This window comes from Nocardia sp. NPDC052112 (assembly GCF_040680135.1).
GTDB lineage: Bacteria > Actinomycetota > Actinomycetes > Mycobacteriales > Mycobacteriaceae > Nocardia.
Genome location: NZ_JBFAWD010000015.1, coordinates 53,590 through 68,238, shown reverse-complemented (window position 1 = coordinate 68,238; position 14,649 = coordinate 53,590). Strand labels below are relative to the sequence as shown.

General features: G+C 66.8%; 13 protein-coding genes. 8 read left to right on the top strand and 5 right to left on the bottom strand.

What is annotated here, in order from left to right:
• Window positions 1–9 precede the first annotated feature (9 nt).
• Window positions 10–1,251, bottom strand: coding sequence for a cytochrome P450 (locus tag AB0L58_RS26835; RefSeq protein ID WP_364390565.1), 1,242 nt, complete (start codon window positions 1,249–1,251; stop codon window positions 10–12).
• A 140-nt stretch (window positions 1,252–1,391) separates the two neighbouring features.
• The gene (locus AB0L58_RS26830; RefSeq protein WP_364390728.1) at window positions 1,392–4,448 is read right to left on the bottom strand and encodes a glycoside hydrolase family 38 C-terminal domain-containing protein; all 3,057 of its coding nucleotides are present in this window, start codon (window positions 4,446–4,448) and stop codon (window positions 1,392–1,394) included.
• Window positions 4,449–4,657: 209 nt separating this feature from the next.
• Between AB0L58_RS26830 and AB0L58_RS26825 the strand changes: the two genes are divergently transcribed.
• The gene (locus tag AB0L58_RS26825; protein WP_364390563.1) at window positions 4,658–4,897 is read left to right on the top strand and encodes a hypothetical protein; all 240 of its coding nucleotides are present in this window, start codon (window positions 4,658–4,660) and stop codon (window positions 4,895–4,897) included.
• Between the two features lie 75 nt (window positions 4,898–4,972).
• Here the strand turns inward: AB0L58_RS26825 and AB0L58_RS26820 are convergent, their stop codons facing one another.
• Together AB0L58_RS26820 and AB0L58_RS26815 are read right to left on the bottom strand one after the other, a co-directional pair.
• Complete coding sequence (locus AB0L58_RS26820) at window positions 4,973–5,173, bottom strand: hypothetical protein (RefSeq protein ID WP_364390562.1); 201 nt, start codon at window positions 5,171–5,173, stop codon at window positions 4,973–4,975.
• A gap of 154 nt (window positions 5,174–5,327) precedes the next feature.
• Window positions 5,328–6,245, bottom strand: a complete 918-nt coding sequence (locus tag AB0L58_RS26815) for an RNA polymerase sigma-70 factor (RefSeq protein WP_364390560.1) — start codon at window positions 6,243–6,245, stop codon at window positions 5,328–5,330.
• A gap of 159 nt (window positions 6,246–6,404) precedes the next feature.
• Between AB0L58_RS26815 and AB0L58_RS26810 the strand changes: the two genes are divergently transcribed.
• From AB0L58_RS26810 to AB0L58_RS26785, 6 genes are all read left to right on the top strand, one after another.
• On the top strand, window positions 6,405–7,484 hold the full coding sequence (locus AB0L58_RS26810; protein WP_364390559.1) for an FAD-dependent oxidoreductase: 1,080 nt from the start codon (window positions 6,405–6,407) through the stop codon (window positions 7,482–7,484).
• Between the two features lie 27 nt (window positions 7,485–7,511).
• The gene (locus AB0L58_RS26805) at window positions 7,512–8,093 is read left to right on the top strand and encodes an NAD(P)H-dependent oxidoreductase (protein ID WP_364390558.1); all 582 of its coding nucleotides are present in this window, start codon (window positions 7,512–7,514) and stop codon (window positions 8,091–8,093) included.
• 2 nt (window positions 8,094–8,095) lie between these two features.
• Window positions 8,096–8,791: an NAD(P)H-binding protein gene (locus tag AB0L58_RS26800; RefSeq protein WP_364390556.1), complete on the top strand. Its 696-nt coding sequence runs from the start codon at window positions 8,096–8,098 to the stop codon at window positions 8,789–8,791.
• Window positions 8,792–8,927: 136 nt separating this feature from the next.
• On the top strand, window positions 8,928–9,794 hold the full coding sequence (locus tag AB0L58_RS26795) for a class II glutamine amidotransferase (RefSeq protein ID WP_364390555.1): 867 nt from the start codon (window positions 8,928–8,930) through the stop codon (window positions 9,792–9,794).
• Between the two features lie 82 nt (window positions 9,795–9,876).
• Window positions 9,877–10,656, top strand: a complete 780-nt coding sequence (locus tag AB0L58_RS26790) for a glucose 1-dehydrogenase (protein ID WP_364390554.1) — start codon at window positions 9,877–9,879, stop codon at window positions 10,654–10,656.
• 48 nt (window positions 10,657–10,704) lie between these two features.
• Window positions 10,705–12,438, top strand: a complete 1,734-nt coding sequence (locus tag AB0L58_RS26785) for a bifunctional 3'-5' exonuclease/DNA polymerase (RefSeq protein WP_364390553.1) — start codon at window positions 10,705–10,707, stop codon at window positions 12,436–12,438.
• A 13-nt stretch (window positions 12,439–12,451) separates the two neighbouring features.
• Here AB0L58_RS26785 and AB0L58_RS26780 read toward each other — a convergent pair whose 3' ends face one another.
• Complete coding sequence (locus AB0L58_RS26780) at window positions 12,452–13,084, bottom strand: glyoxalase (RefSeq protein WP_364390552.1); 633 nt, start codon at window positions 13,082–13,084, stop codon at window positions 12,452–12,454.
• A 177-nt stretch (window positions 13,085–13,261) separates the two neighbouring features.
• Between AB0L58_RS26780 and AB0L58_RS26775 the strand changes: the two genes are divergently transcribed.
• A complete protein-coding gene (locus tag AB0L58_RS26775) occupies window positions 13,262–14,605 on the top strand; it encodes a family 1 glycosylhydrolase (RefSeq protein WP_364390550.1) in 1,344 nt (447 codons plus the stop codon).
• The last annotated feature ends 44 nt before the right edge of the window (window positions 14,606–14,649 follow it).

Below are 14,649 nucleotides of genomic sequence, written 5' to 3'. Positions count from 1 at the left end.
CCAACGGTCCTAGGAGCGCAGTGGCGGGGATTTCGGGAAGGCGACCGGAAGTGCGGTGAGTGCCCGGTGGAACGGTCCCGGCCGCCACGTCAGCTCATCGGGCGGCACGGCCAGGCGGATCTCGGGCAGCGCGTCGAGTAGTTGGTCGATGGCGTCCTGTGCGATCAGGTAGGCCATCGAATTCGCGGGGCATACGTGCGGTCCGGCGCCCCAGGCCAGATGGGAGCGATTGCCCGCGTATTTATCCGCGATAATCGCGGGATCGGTATTGCAGGCGGCAATGCTGACGACGACCGGCTGATGAGCGGGTAGCCAGACATCGTCGATCAGGATCGGCTGGCGCGGAAATGTGATGCAGAAGTTAGCCATCGGCGGATTGTTGAACAGCACTTCGTCGAGTGCGTCCCTGGTCGAGAGGCTCCCGCCGAGCACGCTGCCGCCGAACCGCTCGTCGGTGAGGATCAGCAGCAGGGTATTGACGATCAGATTTTGCTGCGGTTCGATGCCCGCGCCGTACAGCGTGCCCAGCTGGTGCACCATCTCGGTATCGCTCAGCGCCGCCGGATGCCGCAGCATCCGGGTGGTGACGTCATCGCCGGGCTCGGCGCGCTTGAGCTGGGTCAATTGCAGCATCGCCCCCACGAGCAACTGGTTGCCGTGCTCGGCGTCCACACCCTCGAAGATCGCGGCCATACCGGTGGCGGCCTGCTGCGCGATATCGGCCGGACATCCGAGCATCGCGTTCAACACCGCGAAGGCGAGTGGAAACGCGTATTGGCGCACCAGATCCGCCGTCCCGTCGGCGCAGAACGAATTGATCAGCGGAAGTGCGAGTTTCGCCACCGTATCGTGTAGGTCGTATTGATCGACCTTCTCCAGACCCGCGACATTGGTCTGCCGATACCTGGCATGCGCTTCACCGGCATTGCGCAGGGCATTCGGCCGCCACTGCATCATCGGCAGCACCGGGCAGTCGGCGGCGACACCGCGCTGCCATGTGCGCGGATCGGCCGGAAAATGATCCGGATCATTGAAGATCCGCAATGCCGTGTAATAGCCGACCACCAAGGTGGCGGGCACGCCCGGCGCCAGATCCACTGGCACCAACGCCCCGTACCGCTCCCGCATATCCCGATACGCACGATGCGGATCCGCCGCGAACTCCGACGTGTACAACGCCACCCGCGGCCCATCCGTATCAATCGGCGAAGTGAACGGTGCACCGCCGTGCGCCGAAGACGGCATCGTCATCGAAAACTCCAGCATTCGAATAAATAAGCTCAGTGAGCCTAAGCACCCACCCCGCCCCACCGCACCCCGAATCCGAATAACAGGCCCACAGCCTGGTCAGATGAGCACGTGCGCACCGCAGCCAGCTCATCTGTCCAGATCTATCCGAGGCCAGTCGGTTCGGGCTTCCTGCCGGGTGCCGTCGACTCGGTGGCGAAGCGGAGGGTGACGAGTTGGAAAGGTCGTAGCCGTAAGCGAACTCCCGTGCCCTCGGGGACAGCGGAGGGGTCGGCTTGCAGCGGTCGTTCCAGCAGATCGCAGAACTGGAATCCGGCGGTATCGAAGCCTGGGGTTACCAGGGCCGAGGCTCGGCCACCGTGGGCCTCGTACACGCGGAGTACGACATCGCCGCTGCCGTCGTCTGCGAGTTTTACCGCGCTGGTCACTACGGCCTCGTTGTCGATAATGAACAGTGGCTCAACGGGTTCGGCGACACCGGGGCGCGAGGTTGTGAGGTTGATGCGATAGCCGGCACATACCGCATCCCCGATCGAAGCGCCGGGGATCAGTGCGTGCCGGAAGTGGTGTGTGCCGTGATCGGTGTCCGGATCGGGAAACCGTGGTGCCCGCAAGAGCGAGAACCGTAGTGTCGTCGTCGTTGCGCCATCGGCTCGAACGGTGCGGGTGACGTCGTGGCCATAGGTCGAGTCGTTGACGAGCGCCACACCCCAGCCGGGCTCGGCGAAATGGACGAACCGGTGATTGCAGGCCTCGAACTTCGCGTACTCCCAGCTGGTGTTGGTGTGGGTAGGCCGGAAGACGTGCCCGAACTGCGTCTCGGATGCGTAGCGGTCGGCGTGGATGTCGAGGGGGAAGGCGAGCTTGAGGAATTTCTCGGTCTCATGCCAGTCGACGGTCGTGTCGATATCCAGACCGTGGGCGCCCGCCCGCAATGTCAGGGCCTGCTCGACCGTGGAAGACCCGAACGAGCGGCCGACCCGCACCACTGCCGAGTTCTGCGAATCCATTTCTGCCACAACGAATTCCGCTTCGGTCAGCTCGGTCACCCGGTTTCGATAGAACAGGTCGACATCCCACGCGTCCCAAGCGTTCGGGAGATCCGGGTGCAACTGCAACAGATTCGCCGCCGAACCCGGTGGCAGCGTCTCGCGCCGATGCGCCAGGTCGAACACCGATACGACGAGACCGCGCGCGTCCACTTCGACCCGCACCAGACCATTGTCGAGGACGAACCCACCACTCGCGCGCTCGCCCACCGAGCACGGACCGCCCGAAGCCACCGCGGCCGCCGCGCCGGCCGGAACCGATCGCCAGGTGTGCGGCGTCGGGTTGAACACATTCGGTCCCACCCCCTCACCGCCGAGCACCCATTGCGCCCTTTCGACGATGGCCGTCAACTCCTCGGCCACCGCCGCGTACGTCTGCTCCGCCTCCCGGTGCACCCATGCGATCGACGAGCCGGGCAGAATGTCGTGAAACTGGTTCAGCAGCACCGTCTTCCAGATCCGGTCCAATGCCGCGTACGGGTACTCGAGCCGCTTCCGCACCGCCGCGGTGGCAGCCCACAACTCGGCCTCCCGCAGCAGATGCTCACTGCGCCGGTTGCCCTGCTTGGTCTTCGCCTGGCTCGTCAATGTGCCACGGTGCAACTCCAGATACAGCTCCCCGACCCACACCGGCGGGTTCTCGTACTCGGCTTCGGCCTTGGTGAAGAAGCCGGATGGGGAGTCCCACAACACCTTCGGCGAGCCCTCCAGGTCGGCCATCCTGGCGGCCTTCGCGATCATCTCCCGTGTCGTGCCGCCGCCACCGTCACCCCAGCCGGTCGGCGCGAGCGAGATCGACGCACGACCCTTGTCCTTGAAATTCCTTGCGGCATGGGCGATCTCACGTCCGTGCATCGAGCAGTTGTAGGTGTCGACCGGCGGAAAGTGGGTGAAGATCCGGGTTCCGTCGATCCCCTCCCACAGGAAGGTATGGTGCGGAAACTTGTTGCGCTGGCTCCACGAAATTTTCTGTGTCAGTAGCCATTTCGAGCCGGAAGCCTTGATGATCTGCGGCAGTCCGGCAGCGAATCCGAACGTGTCGGGCAGCCATGCCTCTTCGTTCTCGACACCGAACTCCGCGAGAAAGAACCGCTTACCGTGCACGAACTGCCGCGCCATCGCCTCCGAGCCGGGCATATTCGTATCCGACTCGACCCACATACCGCCGGTCGGCACGAACCGTCCCGCCGATACGGCCTGTTTGACCCGCTCGTAAACCTCGGGACGGTGCCGCTTGATGAAGTCGTACTGCGCGGCCTGGGACATCGCATAGACGAACTCGGGCTCGTCGGCCAGCAACGCGGTCATATTCGAGGTCGTGCGCGCGACCTTGCGCACCGTCTCGCGCAGCGGCCACAGCCACGCCGTGTCGATATGCGCATGCCCCACAGCGGAAATGGTGTGCGCGGAAGGCGCCGCGGGCTTGGCGAGCACGTCGACCAGACAGGCGCGTGCCGCCGCGGCGGTGGCGTTCACGTTCTGCAGATCGACGGCGTCGAGCGCACGCTCGATCGCACGCACGATGTCGTAGCGGCGGGCGGGTTCCTCGGGCATCTCGTGCATCAGCTCGCCGAGTACCTCCAAATCCTGTACCAGCTGCCAGACTTCGTCGTCGAAAATCGCGAGATCCAGTCGGCCGAGCCGGTATTGCGGCTCGTTACCGGCGGTGGACTCGGCACCGAGAGCGGTCGGCGGAAAGAAGGGAATGATCGGGTTCGAAGCCGCCTCGACGTGCAACAGCACCTGCTCGCCACCGATCGCCGGGGACGCCACCCGCACCCACTGGTTCCGCGGGTGCAGCCCCTTCACCGGCGCTCCGTCCGCCCGATAGACCAGACCCTCGCACTGGAAACCTGTCATGTTCCGGTCGAATCCGAGATCGATGATCGCCTCGACGGTGCTACCCGCCCACTCGGCAGGCACCGCGCCCTCGACCGTGAGCCAACTGGTCCCCCACGGTGCGCCCCACCTGGCACCGGATGCGATGGGTGTCCGAGGCGCGGCCAAGCCCTCGGCGACCGGCACCGGTTCATCCGGCGCGACCCAGATCGATGCCCGCAAGGGCACCGACTCCGGATAGATCGCCGGAACGATCCGCTCCGTGAGAACCCGCCCGAGACGGTCTTCGATCAACCGACGATCATCGTGCACGGCGCTGGCTCCCATCGGACCGGAGGAGTGATCACCAACCGCCCCCATTGTCCGATAGCGCGATGAATTCGGAGCGGTACCAACCTCTTCCACCATTCCATCATTTGATGTACCGTTATTTAACGGCTCAATAGATGTGGTTTGTCGAATCGGCGGACCAACTTCGGCGGCGCCGACGGACATGCAGCTGTGCGCGCTCAGGAGGCGAAATGCTCAGTCTGGAAGGTCGACTGACCCAGCTCATCAAGGAAACGAGAAATCTAGAAAGCGGGGCAACTGTCGAGACGGTAGGTGGGCTGCAATCGGCCCTCGGTTCCTTGGACCGAGAACTCGCGACGACGGCCCCCGACGCCGAGCAGCGTCGTCAACTCGGCAAGCTCCGTCGGGAAGCCGGACTGCTCTTGGCCGGTGCGCGCGCCCGTGCCGTGCTGGCGCGCGATTTCGGGTAATCAGCCATACGGGTGCTGGACGAGCCCGCCAGCGGGCACCACCGCCCCCTTGATAAGGGGCTGGTGGGATGCACGTCAGCCACTCATCTGCCTGCCCCACCGGGCCAGATCATCGCGGAGCTGTTTCGTCATCGGACGATCGCGTCCACAGACCTGGTACATGTCACGCAACAACTGTCCACCTCCTGCGACGGCACCCGCGATATCGCCACTATCTGCCAGCGCGGACAGCAGACGCGCCGGCGCGGTCAGTGCGTCGGGACCCAGCTCACCCACAATCGCGCGACGGAGGGTGACACCGCCATCGATCAGTAGACGTGCGATGAGCCAGTCGTAGCCGCGCGCCCCCCGCAGGCTCAGATTATCGATCGGAGCCCGGACTGCGCGGCGCGCGATCGGCGGGCCGAGATCGTCTCCACCAGTTGATCTTTCAGCGGTGCAGCGGGGTTTCGTGTTGCATATGTGACAGCTTGTGCGGGTTGCGCACGGTGTAGATGCCGCTGATGCGGCCGTCGTCGATGCGTACCGCCATTACGCTGTCGAGTTCCCCGTTGAGCCGGATGATCAGCGCCGGGTAGCCGTTGACCTGGGTCGGTTGCAGTGTCGCGGCGGCGCCGATCGTATTCCAGTAGGCGGCGAACCGCCGAGCGACTCGGTCGGCCCCGACGACCGGGTATAAGAGGGCGCGTTTGATTCCGCCACCGTCGTTGAGGGCGACCACGTCGGGCGCGAGTATTTCGAGCAGGCTCTGGATATCGCCGGTTTCGACCGCGTGTTGAAAGGCCACAAGCGCGTCACGGGTCTGGGCCGAGGAAACGACGCCGCGCGGTCGACGCGCGGCGACGTGCGCCCGTGCGCGGTGGGCGATCTGGCGGACCGCGGCCGGGCTTTTGTCGACGGCTTCGGCGATTTCGTCGTAGGCCAGATCGAAGACCTCGCGCAGTACGAACACCGCGCGCTCGGTCGGAGTGAGCGTCTCGAGCACGAGCAGCATGGCCATCGAGACGCTGTCGGCCAACTCGACATCGTCGGCCACATCGGGGGCGGTGAGCAGCGGCTCGGGCAACCAGGGGCCGACATAGGACTCCTTGCGCCGGTCGAGGGCGCGCAATCGGTCGAGTGCTTTGCGGGTGGTGATCCGGACCAGGTAGGCACGCTGGTCCTGCACGGTGGCCCGGTCGACATCCGCCCAGCGCAGCCAGGTTTCCTGCAGGACGTCTTCGGCGTCGGCGGCCGAGCCGAGCATCTCGTAGGCGACGGTGAACAGCAGCTTGCGGTGGGCGAGGAAGGCCTCGGTGGCGGGGTCCGGGCGGCCGGGTTCGCCCGCGTCGGTCGTTCGTTCGCTCATTGCGGACCTCGCTGTCGACTGTGCCATACCCACGAGACGCCGATCCCGCCCACTTTGTGACATCCACGGCCAGTGACGCACATCACATCACCGCGGCCGTCACAAGGCCGCGACCGCGAGCGTCTTGTGTTCGTCCACTCACCAAAGCAGGAGGCTGACATGCAAGTCGTCGTAGTCGGCAGCGGCTACTCGGGCACGCTCGTGGCGAACCGGGTGGCACGAAAGGTCAAGGATGCCCAGGTCACGGTGATCAACCCGCGCCCGGACTTCGTGGAGCGGGTCCGGCTGCACCAGCAGATCGCGGGAACATACTCGGCGGCAACACCTCTCGCGGAGGTACTGCGGGATGGGATCACGGCGCAGGTCGGCACCGTCGACAAGATCGGCGACGGCACCGTCACCCGCACCGACGGCGAGCGGATCGATTTCGATTACGCCTTTCTTGCCGTTGGCAGCACGGTGGCGCCGCTGCCGGGAACCGTGCCCGTCGGCATCTGGGAAGGCGCGCAGCGGGCTCGCGCGGCGCTGGCGGCGCTCACCTCGGGTGACCAGGTCACCGTCGTCGGAGGTGGTCCGACCGGCATCGAGACCGCGGCCGAAATCGCCGAGGCCAGACCGGATCTGCGAGTACGGGTGGTCGGTTCCGCGGTGGCCGGGGGCCTTTCCGATGGGGCCTACCGGCGGGTCCGCGCCGGTCTGGAGCGGCTGACCGTCGAGATCGTCGACGACGAGGTGGCCGAAGTCGGTTCGGGCACAGGACAATTCGACGGCGTCGTGCGGCTGCGCTCCGGTCGCGATATGGCATCGGAGCTGACCCTGTGGGCGATCGTCTCGAGCGTTCCCGACCTCGCGGCGCGCAGCGGTCTCGAAGTCGACGCGCGCGGACGGGCGGTCGTCGACGAGTTCCTGCGCAGCGTCAGCGATGAGCGGATCTTCGCCGTCGGTGACTGCGCCGCTGTGCCGGGAGCACGTTTCGCCTGCTACACCGCACTGCCACAGGCCATTCACGCGGCCGACAACTTCGCGCGCCTGCTCGCGGGCCGCAAGCCCAAACCGCACTCCTTCCCGTACTTCAGCCGCGGCCTGTCGCTGGGCAGGAAGGACGCGGTAGCCCAGTTCACCCACACCGACGACACGGTCCGGCGCGCCTACTTCGCCGGACGCACCGCCGTCGCACTCAAGGAAATGGCCACCCACAGCGCGTTCGCCTCGGCCCGCGCAGGCGTTTCCAGCTTCTGATCAACACCCACCACAGGAGAATGGACTATGAAGATCGGCATCATCATCGGCAGCACCCGGCCCGGCCGCAATGGCGAGCGCGTGGCCCGATGGGTACGGGACCGGGCCGCCGAACATGCGGGCGACACCGTGGACTTCGAGCTCGTGGACGTGCAGGAATACCGGCTGCCGCTGCTCGACGAGCCCATCCCCGCGCTCCGGGCGCCGGGGGGCCAACAGCCGCACACCCGGCGATGGTCCGAGCGGATCGACTCCTACGACGCCTTCATCTTCGTGACGCCCGAGTACAACACCGCCCCGCCCGCCTCCCTGACCAACGCCGTCGACTACCTCCACCGGGAGTGGGGCGGTAAGCCGGTCGCCTACGTCGGTTACGGCATCTACGGCGCGGTCATGGCGGTGCAGAAGCTGCGCGCGCAGGCGGGTGTGCTGCGCATGGCCGATATCGGGCCGCAGCTGGCGCTCACACTGAGCGATGACTTCGTGAACTTCACCGACTTCCAGCCGCGTGAGCTGCACATTGCGGCGACATACGGGCTGGTCGACGAGCTCCTGGCCTGGGCAGCGGCGCTCGCCCCGCTGCGGTCGGTCTACCAGCAGGTGTCCTAGCCATGCGGATCACCGTCTTCGGCGCAAATGGCCCCACCGGCCGCCTGCTCACCGGACAGGCACTCGCCGCCGGACATCACCTCACCGCGGTCACCCGACAACCGGATTCCTTTCCGCTGCACCATGATCGGCTCGAGGTGGTCGGTGCCGACGTGCTCGATCCGGCCGCCGTCGACGCCGCCGTCGCGGATCGGGATGCGGTGCTGTCGACACTCGGAGTGCCCGCCGGAAAGGAACCCATCAGTACCTATTCGCGCGGTGTGGCCAATATCGTCGCCGCGATGGAACGGCACGGGGTGCGTCGGCTCGCCGTCGTCAGCTCGAGCGGAGTCGACCCGCACCCGTACTCCGACGGCGGATTCCTGTTCAACCGCGTACTACTGCCATACGTGACACGGGTGGCGGGCAAAACGCTCTACGACGACATGCGACGGATGGAAACGCTGATCCGCGCCACCGATCTGGAGTGGACGATCGTGCGCCCGAGCGGGCTCTACCATCTGCCGTCGGCCACCGACTACACCGTCGTCGAGGGCCACGCCGACGGCAGATTCACCGCCCGAGCCGACCTGGCCGCGAGCCTGCTCGCCCTAGTGGACGACGACCGCTACCGCCGCACCACCATCGGCGTCATCACCACCGTCGACAACCCCACGTTGCTCCAGTGGATCCGTGGCGAAGCACTCGCCAGGAACTGAGCCGACGAAGGTCGCGCAACCGCTCGGGTTCGGCGTCGAAACCGCCCACTGCGACGCCGAACCCGACCGAACGACCCGGGGGACTACGATCGCAGGACACGCATCACACGCGGACAACGCTCAGGCAGGAGTCCCCATGTGTCGTTTGTTCGGATTGTCAGCCGCACCGCGGCGAGTGCGGGCCACGTTCTGGTTACTGGATGCGCCGGACAGTCTGTCGATACAGAGCAGACGCGAACCCGACGGCGTCGGCCTCGGCACCTTCGCCGCCGACGGAGCACCACTGGTGGAGAAGCAGCCGATCGCCGCATACGAGGACGTCCAATTCGCCCGGGAGGCGCGCGAACGAGAATCGATGACATTCGTCGCGCACATCCGCTACGCCACCACCGGCGCCCTGCAGCCCCGCAACACCCACCCGTTCGAACAGCGTGGCCGCCTGTTCGCCCACAACGGCGTGCTGCAGGGCCTCGACGAACTGGATTCCGAACTCGGCGACTACCTCGATCTGGTGCACGGCGACACCGATTCCGAACGATTCTTCGCCCTGATCACCCAGCGCACCGACCGGCACGGCGGCGACGTTGCCGCGGGCATCATCGACGCGGTCCGGTGGATCGCGGACCGGCTGCCGGTCTACGCACTCAACCTGGTGCTCACCACGTCGACGGACCTGTGGGCACTTCGATATCCGGATACGCACAGCCTGTTCGTCCTCGAACGCGCGGCAGGCGGCCCGCAGGGCGATCGGCATCTGGACCAGGCCGGACGGGCCGGCATCCGAACCCGCAGCGGACACCTCAGCAAATTCCCCGCGGTCGTCGTGGCCAGCGAGCGCACCGATGAGGACCCACGCTGGCGCGCAATCGCACCCGGTGAACTGATACACGTCGACGACCAGCTGTACGTCCGATCCAGCACCCTGCTGGATTCCGCACCGCGCCATCCGCTATCGCTGGCACAGCTCGACAGCCGTGCGGCGGCGGCGCAGTCGGGGCGCTGACCCTCGATCCGGAGTTGACACAACTCGACGACGCTGTGTCGATAGTCAGGTCGCCACGGCGAGTTGAGAGAGGTGGACTCGAATGACCACAGGACTGTTCGACATCGAGGGCAAGACCGCACTGGTGACAGGCGGGTCCCGCGGCATCGGATTCATGATCGCGCACGGCCTGCTCACCGGGGGCGCACGGGTGATCATCGCCTCCCGCAAGAGCGCCGATATCACCGCGGCGGCAAGCGAATTGGCCACGCACGGCGACTGTGTGGCGCTCACCGCCGACCTGTCCGCCCCGTCGGGAGCGCACGCTCTGGCCGAGGCGGTCGCCACCCGGTTCGACCGGCTGGACATCCTGGTCAATAACGCGGGCGCGACCTGGGGCGCACCGCTGGACGAATTCCCGCCCGCCGCATGGGATCGGGTGATCCACACCAATGTCGAAGGCGTCTTCCACCTGACCGTCGCACTGCTGCCACTGCTGCGCGCCGCCGCCGAAACGGACGACCCGGCCCGTGTCGTCAACATCGGCTCGGTGGACGGCATCCGCACCCCCGAGCTGGAGAATTACAGCTACAGCGCGAGCAAGGCCGCAGTCCACATGCTTACCCGCCACCTCGCCAAACGCCTTGCCGCCGAGGCGATTACCGTCAATGCCATCGCGCCCGGCCCGTTCGAGAGCAAGATGACCGCCTTCCTGCTCGATACCGACGCCGCCCGCGCGCACATCGCGCAGACGGTCCCCTTGGGTCGCATCGGCAGGCCCGACGATATCGCCGGACTGGTCACCTTCCTCGCCTCGCGCGCGGGCAGCTTCCTCACCGGCACCGTCATCCCGCTCGACGGCGGAATCACCGGATGCGCCTGACCGTGGCCGACTGATCCCTCGGTCGATGTTCGCGCCGGTCGGTCCACGGTGACCGAACGGACACTCCAGTTGGTCGAGGGGATGTCGGATGCCGGTGCGAGACTCGGGTACGTGCGATGGGCCGTGGCGGAAACAGACGACGGAGGTGCACGCCTGTGTCCGCTCGATCAGGACGGTCGGCCCGCCGGACCGGTGCTGCACGAGCCATCGCTCGCCGAGGCCGTGCGCACGCGTCCCGAGGTCGAGCGGTGGGTCTGGCGATCCACGGCCGAGATCTACCGACCGTTGCTGGCGGCCGGCGTGCGGGTCGAGCGCTGTTACGACGTGCAGGCCGCGGAGGCGCTGCTGATCGGTCACGAACAGGGCCAGTCGGGCCAGGCCCGCTCGCTGGCGGCGGCCTGGGCGCGACTGCACAACCTGCCCGTCCCGCCGGACGCGCCGGCACGCGCCGCCGAGACCCAGCCGTCGCTGTTCGAATCGGGTCCGGTACCGCTGCCACCCGGTACCGACGAGTTCAGCGCCCTACTGGAGGTCTACGCGGGCCAGCTGGCCCGCACGGCGAAGACCGAACATCCGGAGCGAATGCGACTGCTCCTCGCCGCCGAATCGGCGGGCATGCTGGTCGCCACCGAAATGTCGCGAACCGGCATCCCTTGGCGCGCCGATGTCCACCGCGAATTGCTGGACAACCTGCTCGGTGAACGCTTTCCCGGCGGGCTGGAACCGCGCCGGATGGCGGAGTTGGCCGACGAAGTGTCGCGGGCCTTCGGCGCAGGTGTGCGGGTCCGGCCGGACCTGCCCAACGACATCATCAGAGCCTTCGCCCGCGTCGGAATCTCGTTGTCCTCCACCCGAAAATGGGAACTCCAACGCATCGACCACCCCGCGGTGGCACCACTGCTGGCCTACAAATCGCTGTACCGCTTGTACACCGCCCACGGCTGGTCCTGGCTCGAGCAGTGGGTACACGGTGGCCGCTTTCGTCCCGAATACCTGCCCGGCGGCACGGTTTCCGGCCGCTGGACCACCAACGGCGGTGGTGCCCTGCAGATCCCCAAGGTGATCCGTCAAGCGATACGCGCGGATCCGGGATGGCGTCTGGTCGTCGCCGACGCCGACCAGATGGAGCCGCGCGTACTTGCCGCGGTCTCCCGCGACCCGGGATTGATGGAAGCGGCCGGTCGCGGCGAAGACCTGTACGCGGCGCTGGCGGAAAGTGTCTTCGGCGGCGACCGCGCCCAGGCCAAAATCGCCCTGCTCGGCGCCATTTACGGCCAGACCTCCGGCGATGCCCTGACCCATATGGCCGAACTCCGCCGACGCTATCCGGCCGCGGTGGCCTACGTCGACGATGCGGCGCACGCCGGCGAGGAGGGCCGCTTGGTGCGCACTTGGCTGGGGCGCACCTGTCCACCGGCCTCCGTCGCCTCGCCCGACCTATCCGCCGAGGAGGAGCCTGCCGGCGGGTATGCCAATACCTCCGCGACGCGCGCTCGCGGCCGCTTCACCCGGAACTTCGTAGTGCAGGGCAGCGCCGCCGACTGGGCCCTGCTGCTACTGGCGGGCGTGCGTCATGCGATGACGCACGCCGGGCTCCGCGCCGAACTCGTCTTCTTCCAGCACGACGAGGTGATCGTGCACTGCCCCGCCGAGGAAGCCGCGACGGTCGCCGAAATGATCGCGACCGCGGCGGAGAACGCGGGTCGGATCACCTTCGGTCCGACACCGGTGCGATTCGCATTCACGACTGCGGTGGTGGAGTGCTACTGGGACGCCAAGTAGGCAGGCGCTCGACTCAGGCCGAGGCAACCTCCCACGCGAACCCGTCCGGATCGGTGCACGTCCCGATACCGCCGCCGATGACGATCCGGTGCGACCCGGTGCCCTCCGCGGGCACGCCCGCATCCTTGGCGGCGGCCCGGCGCCCGTAGAGCGCCAGCTTGACCGAGGACGGCGCGGCATCGAACTCGACGTATTTGCTGCCGAAACTCTTCGCCACGGTCAAGCCGCGATCGACGTAGAACTGTTTGGTCGCCTTCACGTTGTCGACCCCGAGCAGGACCACGAGATCATCGATCTCGCGGGTCGCCGGACCGGTGTCCTTCTTCGCCGACGTCGCGATCTTCCAGATCGCCCCGTCCGGAGCCTGGACCACGCCGCCGTAACCCCAGAAGCTCTTCTTGGCGGGCTTCAGTGTCGTCGCGCCCGCTGCGACAGCGGTGCCGATGAGGCTGTCGACGGTACTCGGTTGCGACACCACGAGCGACAGGATGTAGCCACGGAAGCCGGTCGTCGGCGCGTCCGAGGCCCGCACGCGCAGCGTGTCGCCGAGACCGAACGCGGCGGCGTAGAAGGCCGCTGCGGCCGCGGTGTCGGGCACCTCGAGGATGACGGATTCGATGGCGGCTTGGTTAACGGTGATGTTCATGGCGATAACGCTATTTTCTATCCGGTGACCAGCGCTTCTCGATTCCTGATCGCTTTCGGTCCCCGCTCGGCATCGCACCACGGCGCGGTGAACCGAGCCGGACCGAACGCGAAACAGATTGCCCCCCAACATTCCTGATCCGTCCATCGCCGACGGCGATCGAGTTACCCTGAGGTGATGCGATCTCGGGTCCATCGGTGCATCCTGGCCGCGCTCGCCGCCGCGGTGTCGACGTTGCTGCTGTGCGCACACTCCTCGGCTGTCCCGCCGATCCGGGCGACCGCCCTACCGGCGCTGGACTCGGATTTCCTCTGGGGTGTCGCGTCTTCCGGATTCCAGTCCGAGGGCCATGCGCCCGACAGCAACTGGACGCGCTACATCGCGAACTCCGGAGCCGAGGAATTGCGCGATTCGGTCGACTTCTACGACCGATACGCCTCCGATATCGATCTGGCGGCCGCGCTGGGTGTGAAGGTGTTCCGGATCGGGATCGAATGGGCCCGTGTGCAGCCCGCGCCGGGCACCTGGGATGCCGCCGCGTTCGGTTTCTACGACGCGGTGATCGCCAAGATCGCGCAGGCCGGAATGCGACCGATGATCACCCTGGACCACTGGGTCTATCCCGGCTGGGCCGCCGACCGCGGCGGCTGGCGCAACCCGGGCATGGTCGGGGATTGGCTGGCCAATATGCGCACGGTCGTCGACCGCTACGCATCCCGAAATCCGCTGTGGGTCACCGTGAACGAGCCGGTCGCCTATATCGTGCACGAAACCAGCCGGGGTGCCGCGAGCGCGCCGGAGATGCTCGACCGGGTCGCGCAGGCCCACAATGCCATCTACGACTACATCCACCAGGTCCAGCCCGGCGCCCAGGTGACCAGCAACGTCGGCTACGTGGCCGGGTCGGAGGCACAGGTCAACGGCGCGTTCGTCGATCGCGTCGCGGACCGGCTCGACTACGTCGGCGTCGATTACTACTTCGCCTACGATCCGCTGCGGTCGCTGCTGAGTTCCATCACCAGGGCCATCGGATCGGCGATGCCGGAGCTGCCCGGCCAGCACATCTGGGAGCTGCCGGTACGCACCGAGGGCATTTACTATGCGCTGCAATACTATTCGCGCCGCCTTCCGAACAAACCGCTCTACATCGTGGAGAACGGCCTGCCCACCGAAAACGGCATACCCCGCGCCGACGGTTACACCCGCAGCGATCACCTTCGCGACACCGTCTACTGGATACAGCGCGCCAAGGCCGACGGCATGAACGTCATCGGCTACAACTACTGGAGCCTCACCGACAACTACGAATGGGGCAGCTACACGCCACGATTCGGTCTCTACACCGTCGACGTGCGGACCGACCCGACCCTCACCCGCCGCCCGACCGACGCCGTCGGCACCTACACCCGGATCGTCGCCGAAGGCGGTCTGCCCGCCGATTACCGGCCCACCCGCGGCCCGGCGTTCTGTGTGTTCGTCGACCCACCGGCCAGCTGCCTGAGTCCGGTCGCAAACCCCTAGGCAGGCCGATGGTCGGCCGAAACGCGATAGCTGATCGTTGTCTG

Bases quoted from the DNA above. Each gene is read 5' to 3' on its own strand.
- AB0L58_RS26835 (WP_364390565.1), bottom strand. From the start codon at position 1,251: ATGACGATGCCGTCTTCGGCGCACGGCGGTGCACCGTTCACTTCGCCG.
- AB0L58_RS26825 (WP_364390563.1), top strand. From the start codon at position 4,658: ATGCTCAGTCTGGAAGGTCGACTGACCCAGCTCATCAAGGAAACGAGA.
- AB0L58_RS26815 (WP_364390560.1), bottom strand. From the start codon at position 6,245: ATGAGCGAACGAACGACCGACGCGGGCGAACCCGGCCGCCCGGACCCC.
- AB0L58_RS26810 (WP_364390559.1), top strand. From the start codon at position 6,405: ATGCAAGTCGTCGTAGTCGGCAGCGGCTACTCGGGCACGCTCGTGGCG.
- AB0L58_RS26805 (WP_364390558.1), top strand. From the start codon at position 7,512: ATGAAGATCGGCATCATCATCGGCAGCACCCGGCCCGGCCGCAATGGC.
- AB0L58_RS26800 (WP_364390556.1), top strand. From the start codon at position 8,096: ATGCGGATCACCGTCTTCGGCGCAAATGGCCCCACCGGCCGCCTGCTC.
- AB0L58_RS26795 (WP_364390555.1), top strand. From the start codon at position 8,928: ATGTGTCGTTTGTTCGGATTGTCAGCCGCACCGCGGCGAGTGCGGGCC.
- AB0L58_RS26790 (WP_364390554.1), top strand. From the start codon at position 9,877: ATGACCACAGGACTGTTCGACATCGAGGGCAAGACCGCACTGGTGACA.
- AB0L58_RS26780 (WP_364390552.1), bottom strand. From the start codon at position 13,084: ATGAACATCACCGTTAACCAAGCCGCCATCGAATCCGTCATCCTCGAG.
- AB0L58_RS26775 (WP_364390550.1), top strand. From the start codon at position 13,262: ATGCGATCTCGGGTCCATCGGTGCATCCTGGCCGCGCTCGCCGCCGCG.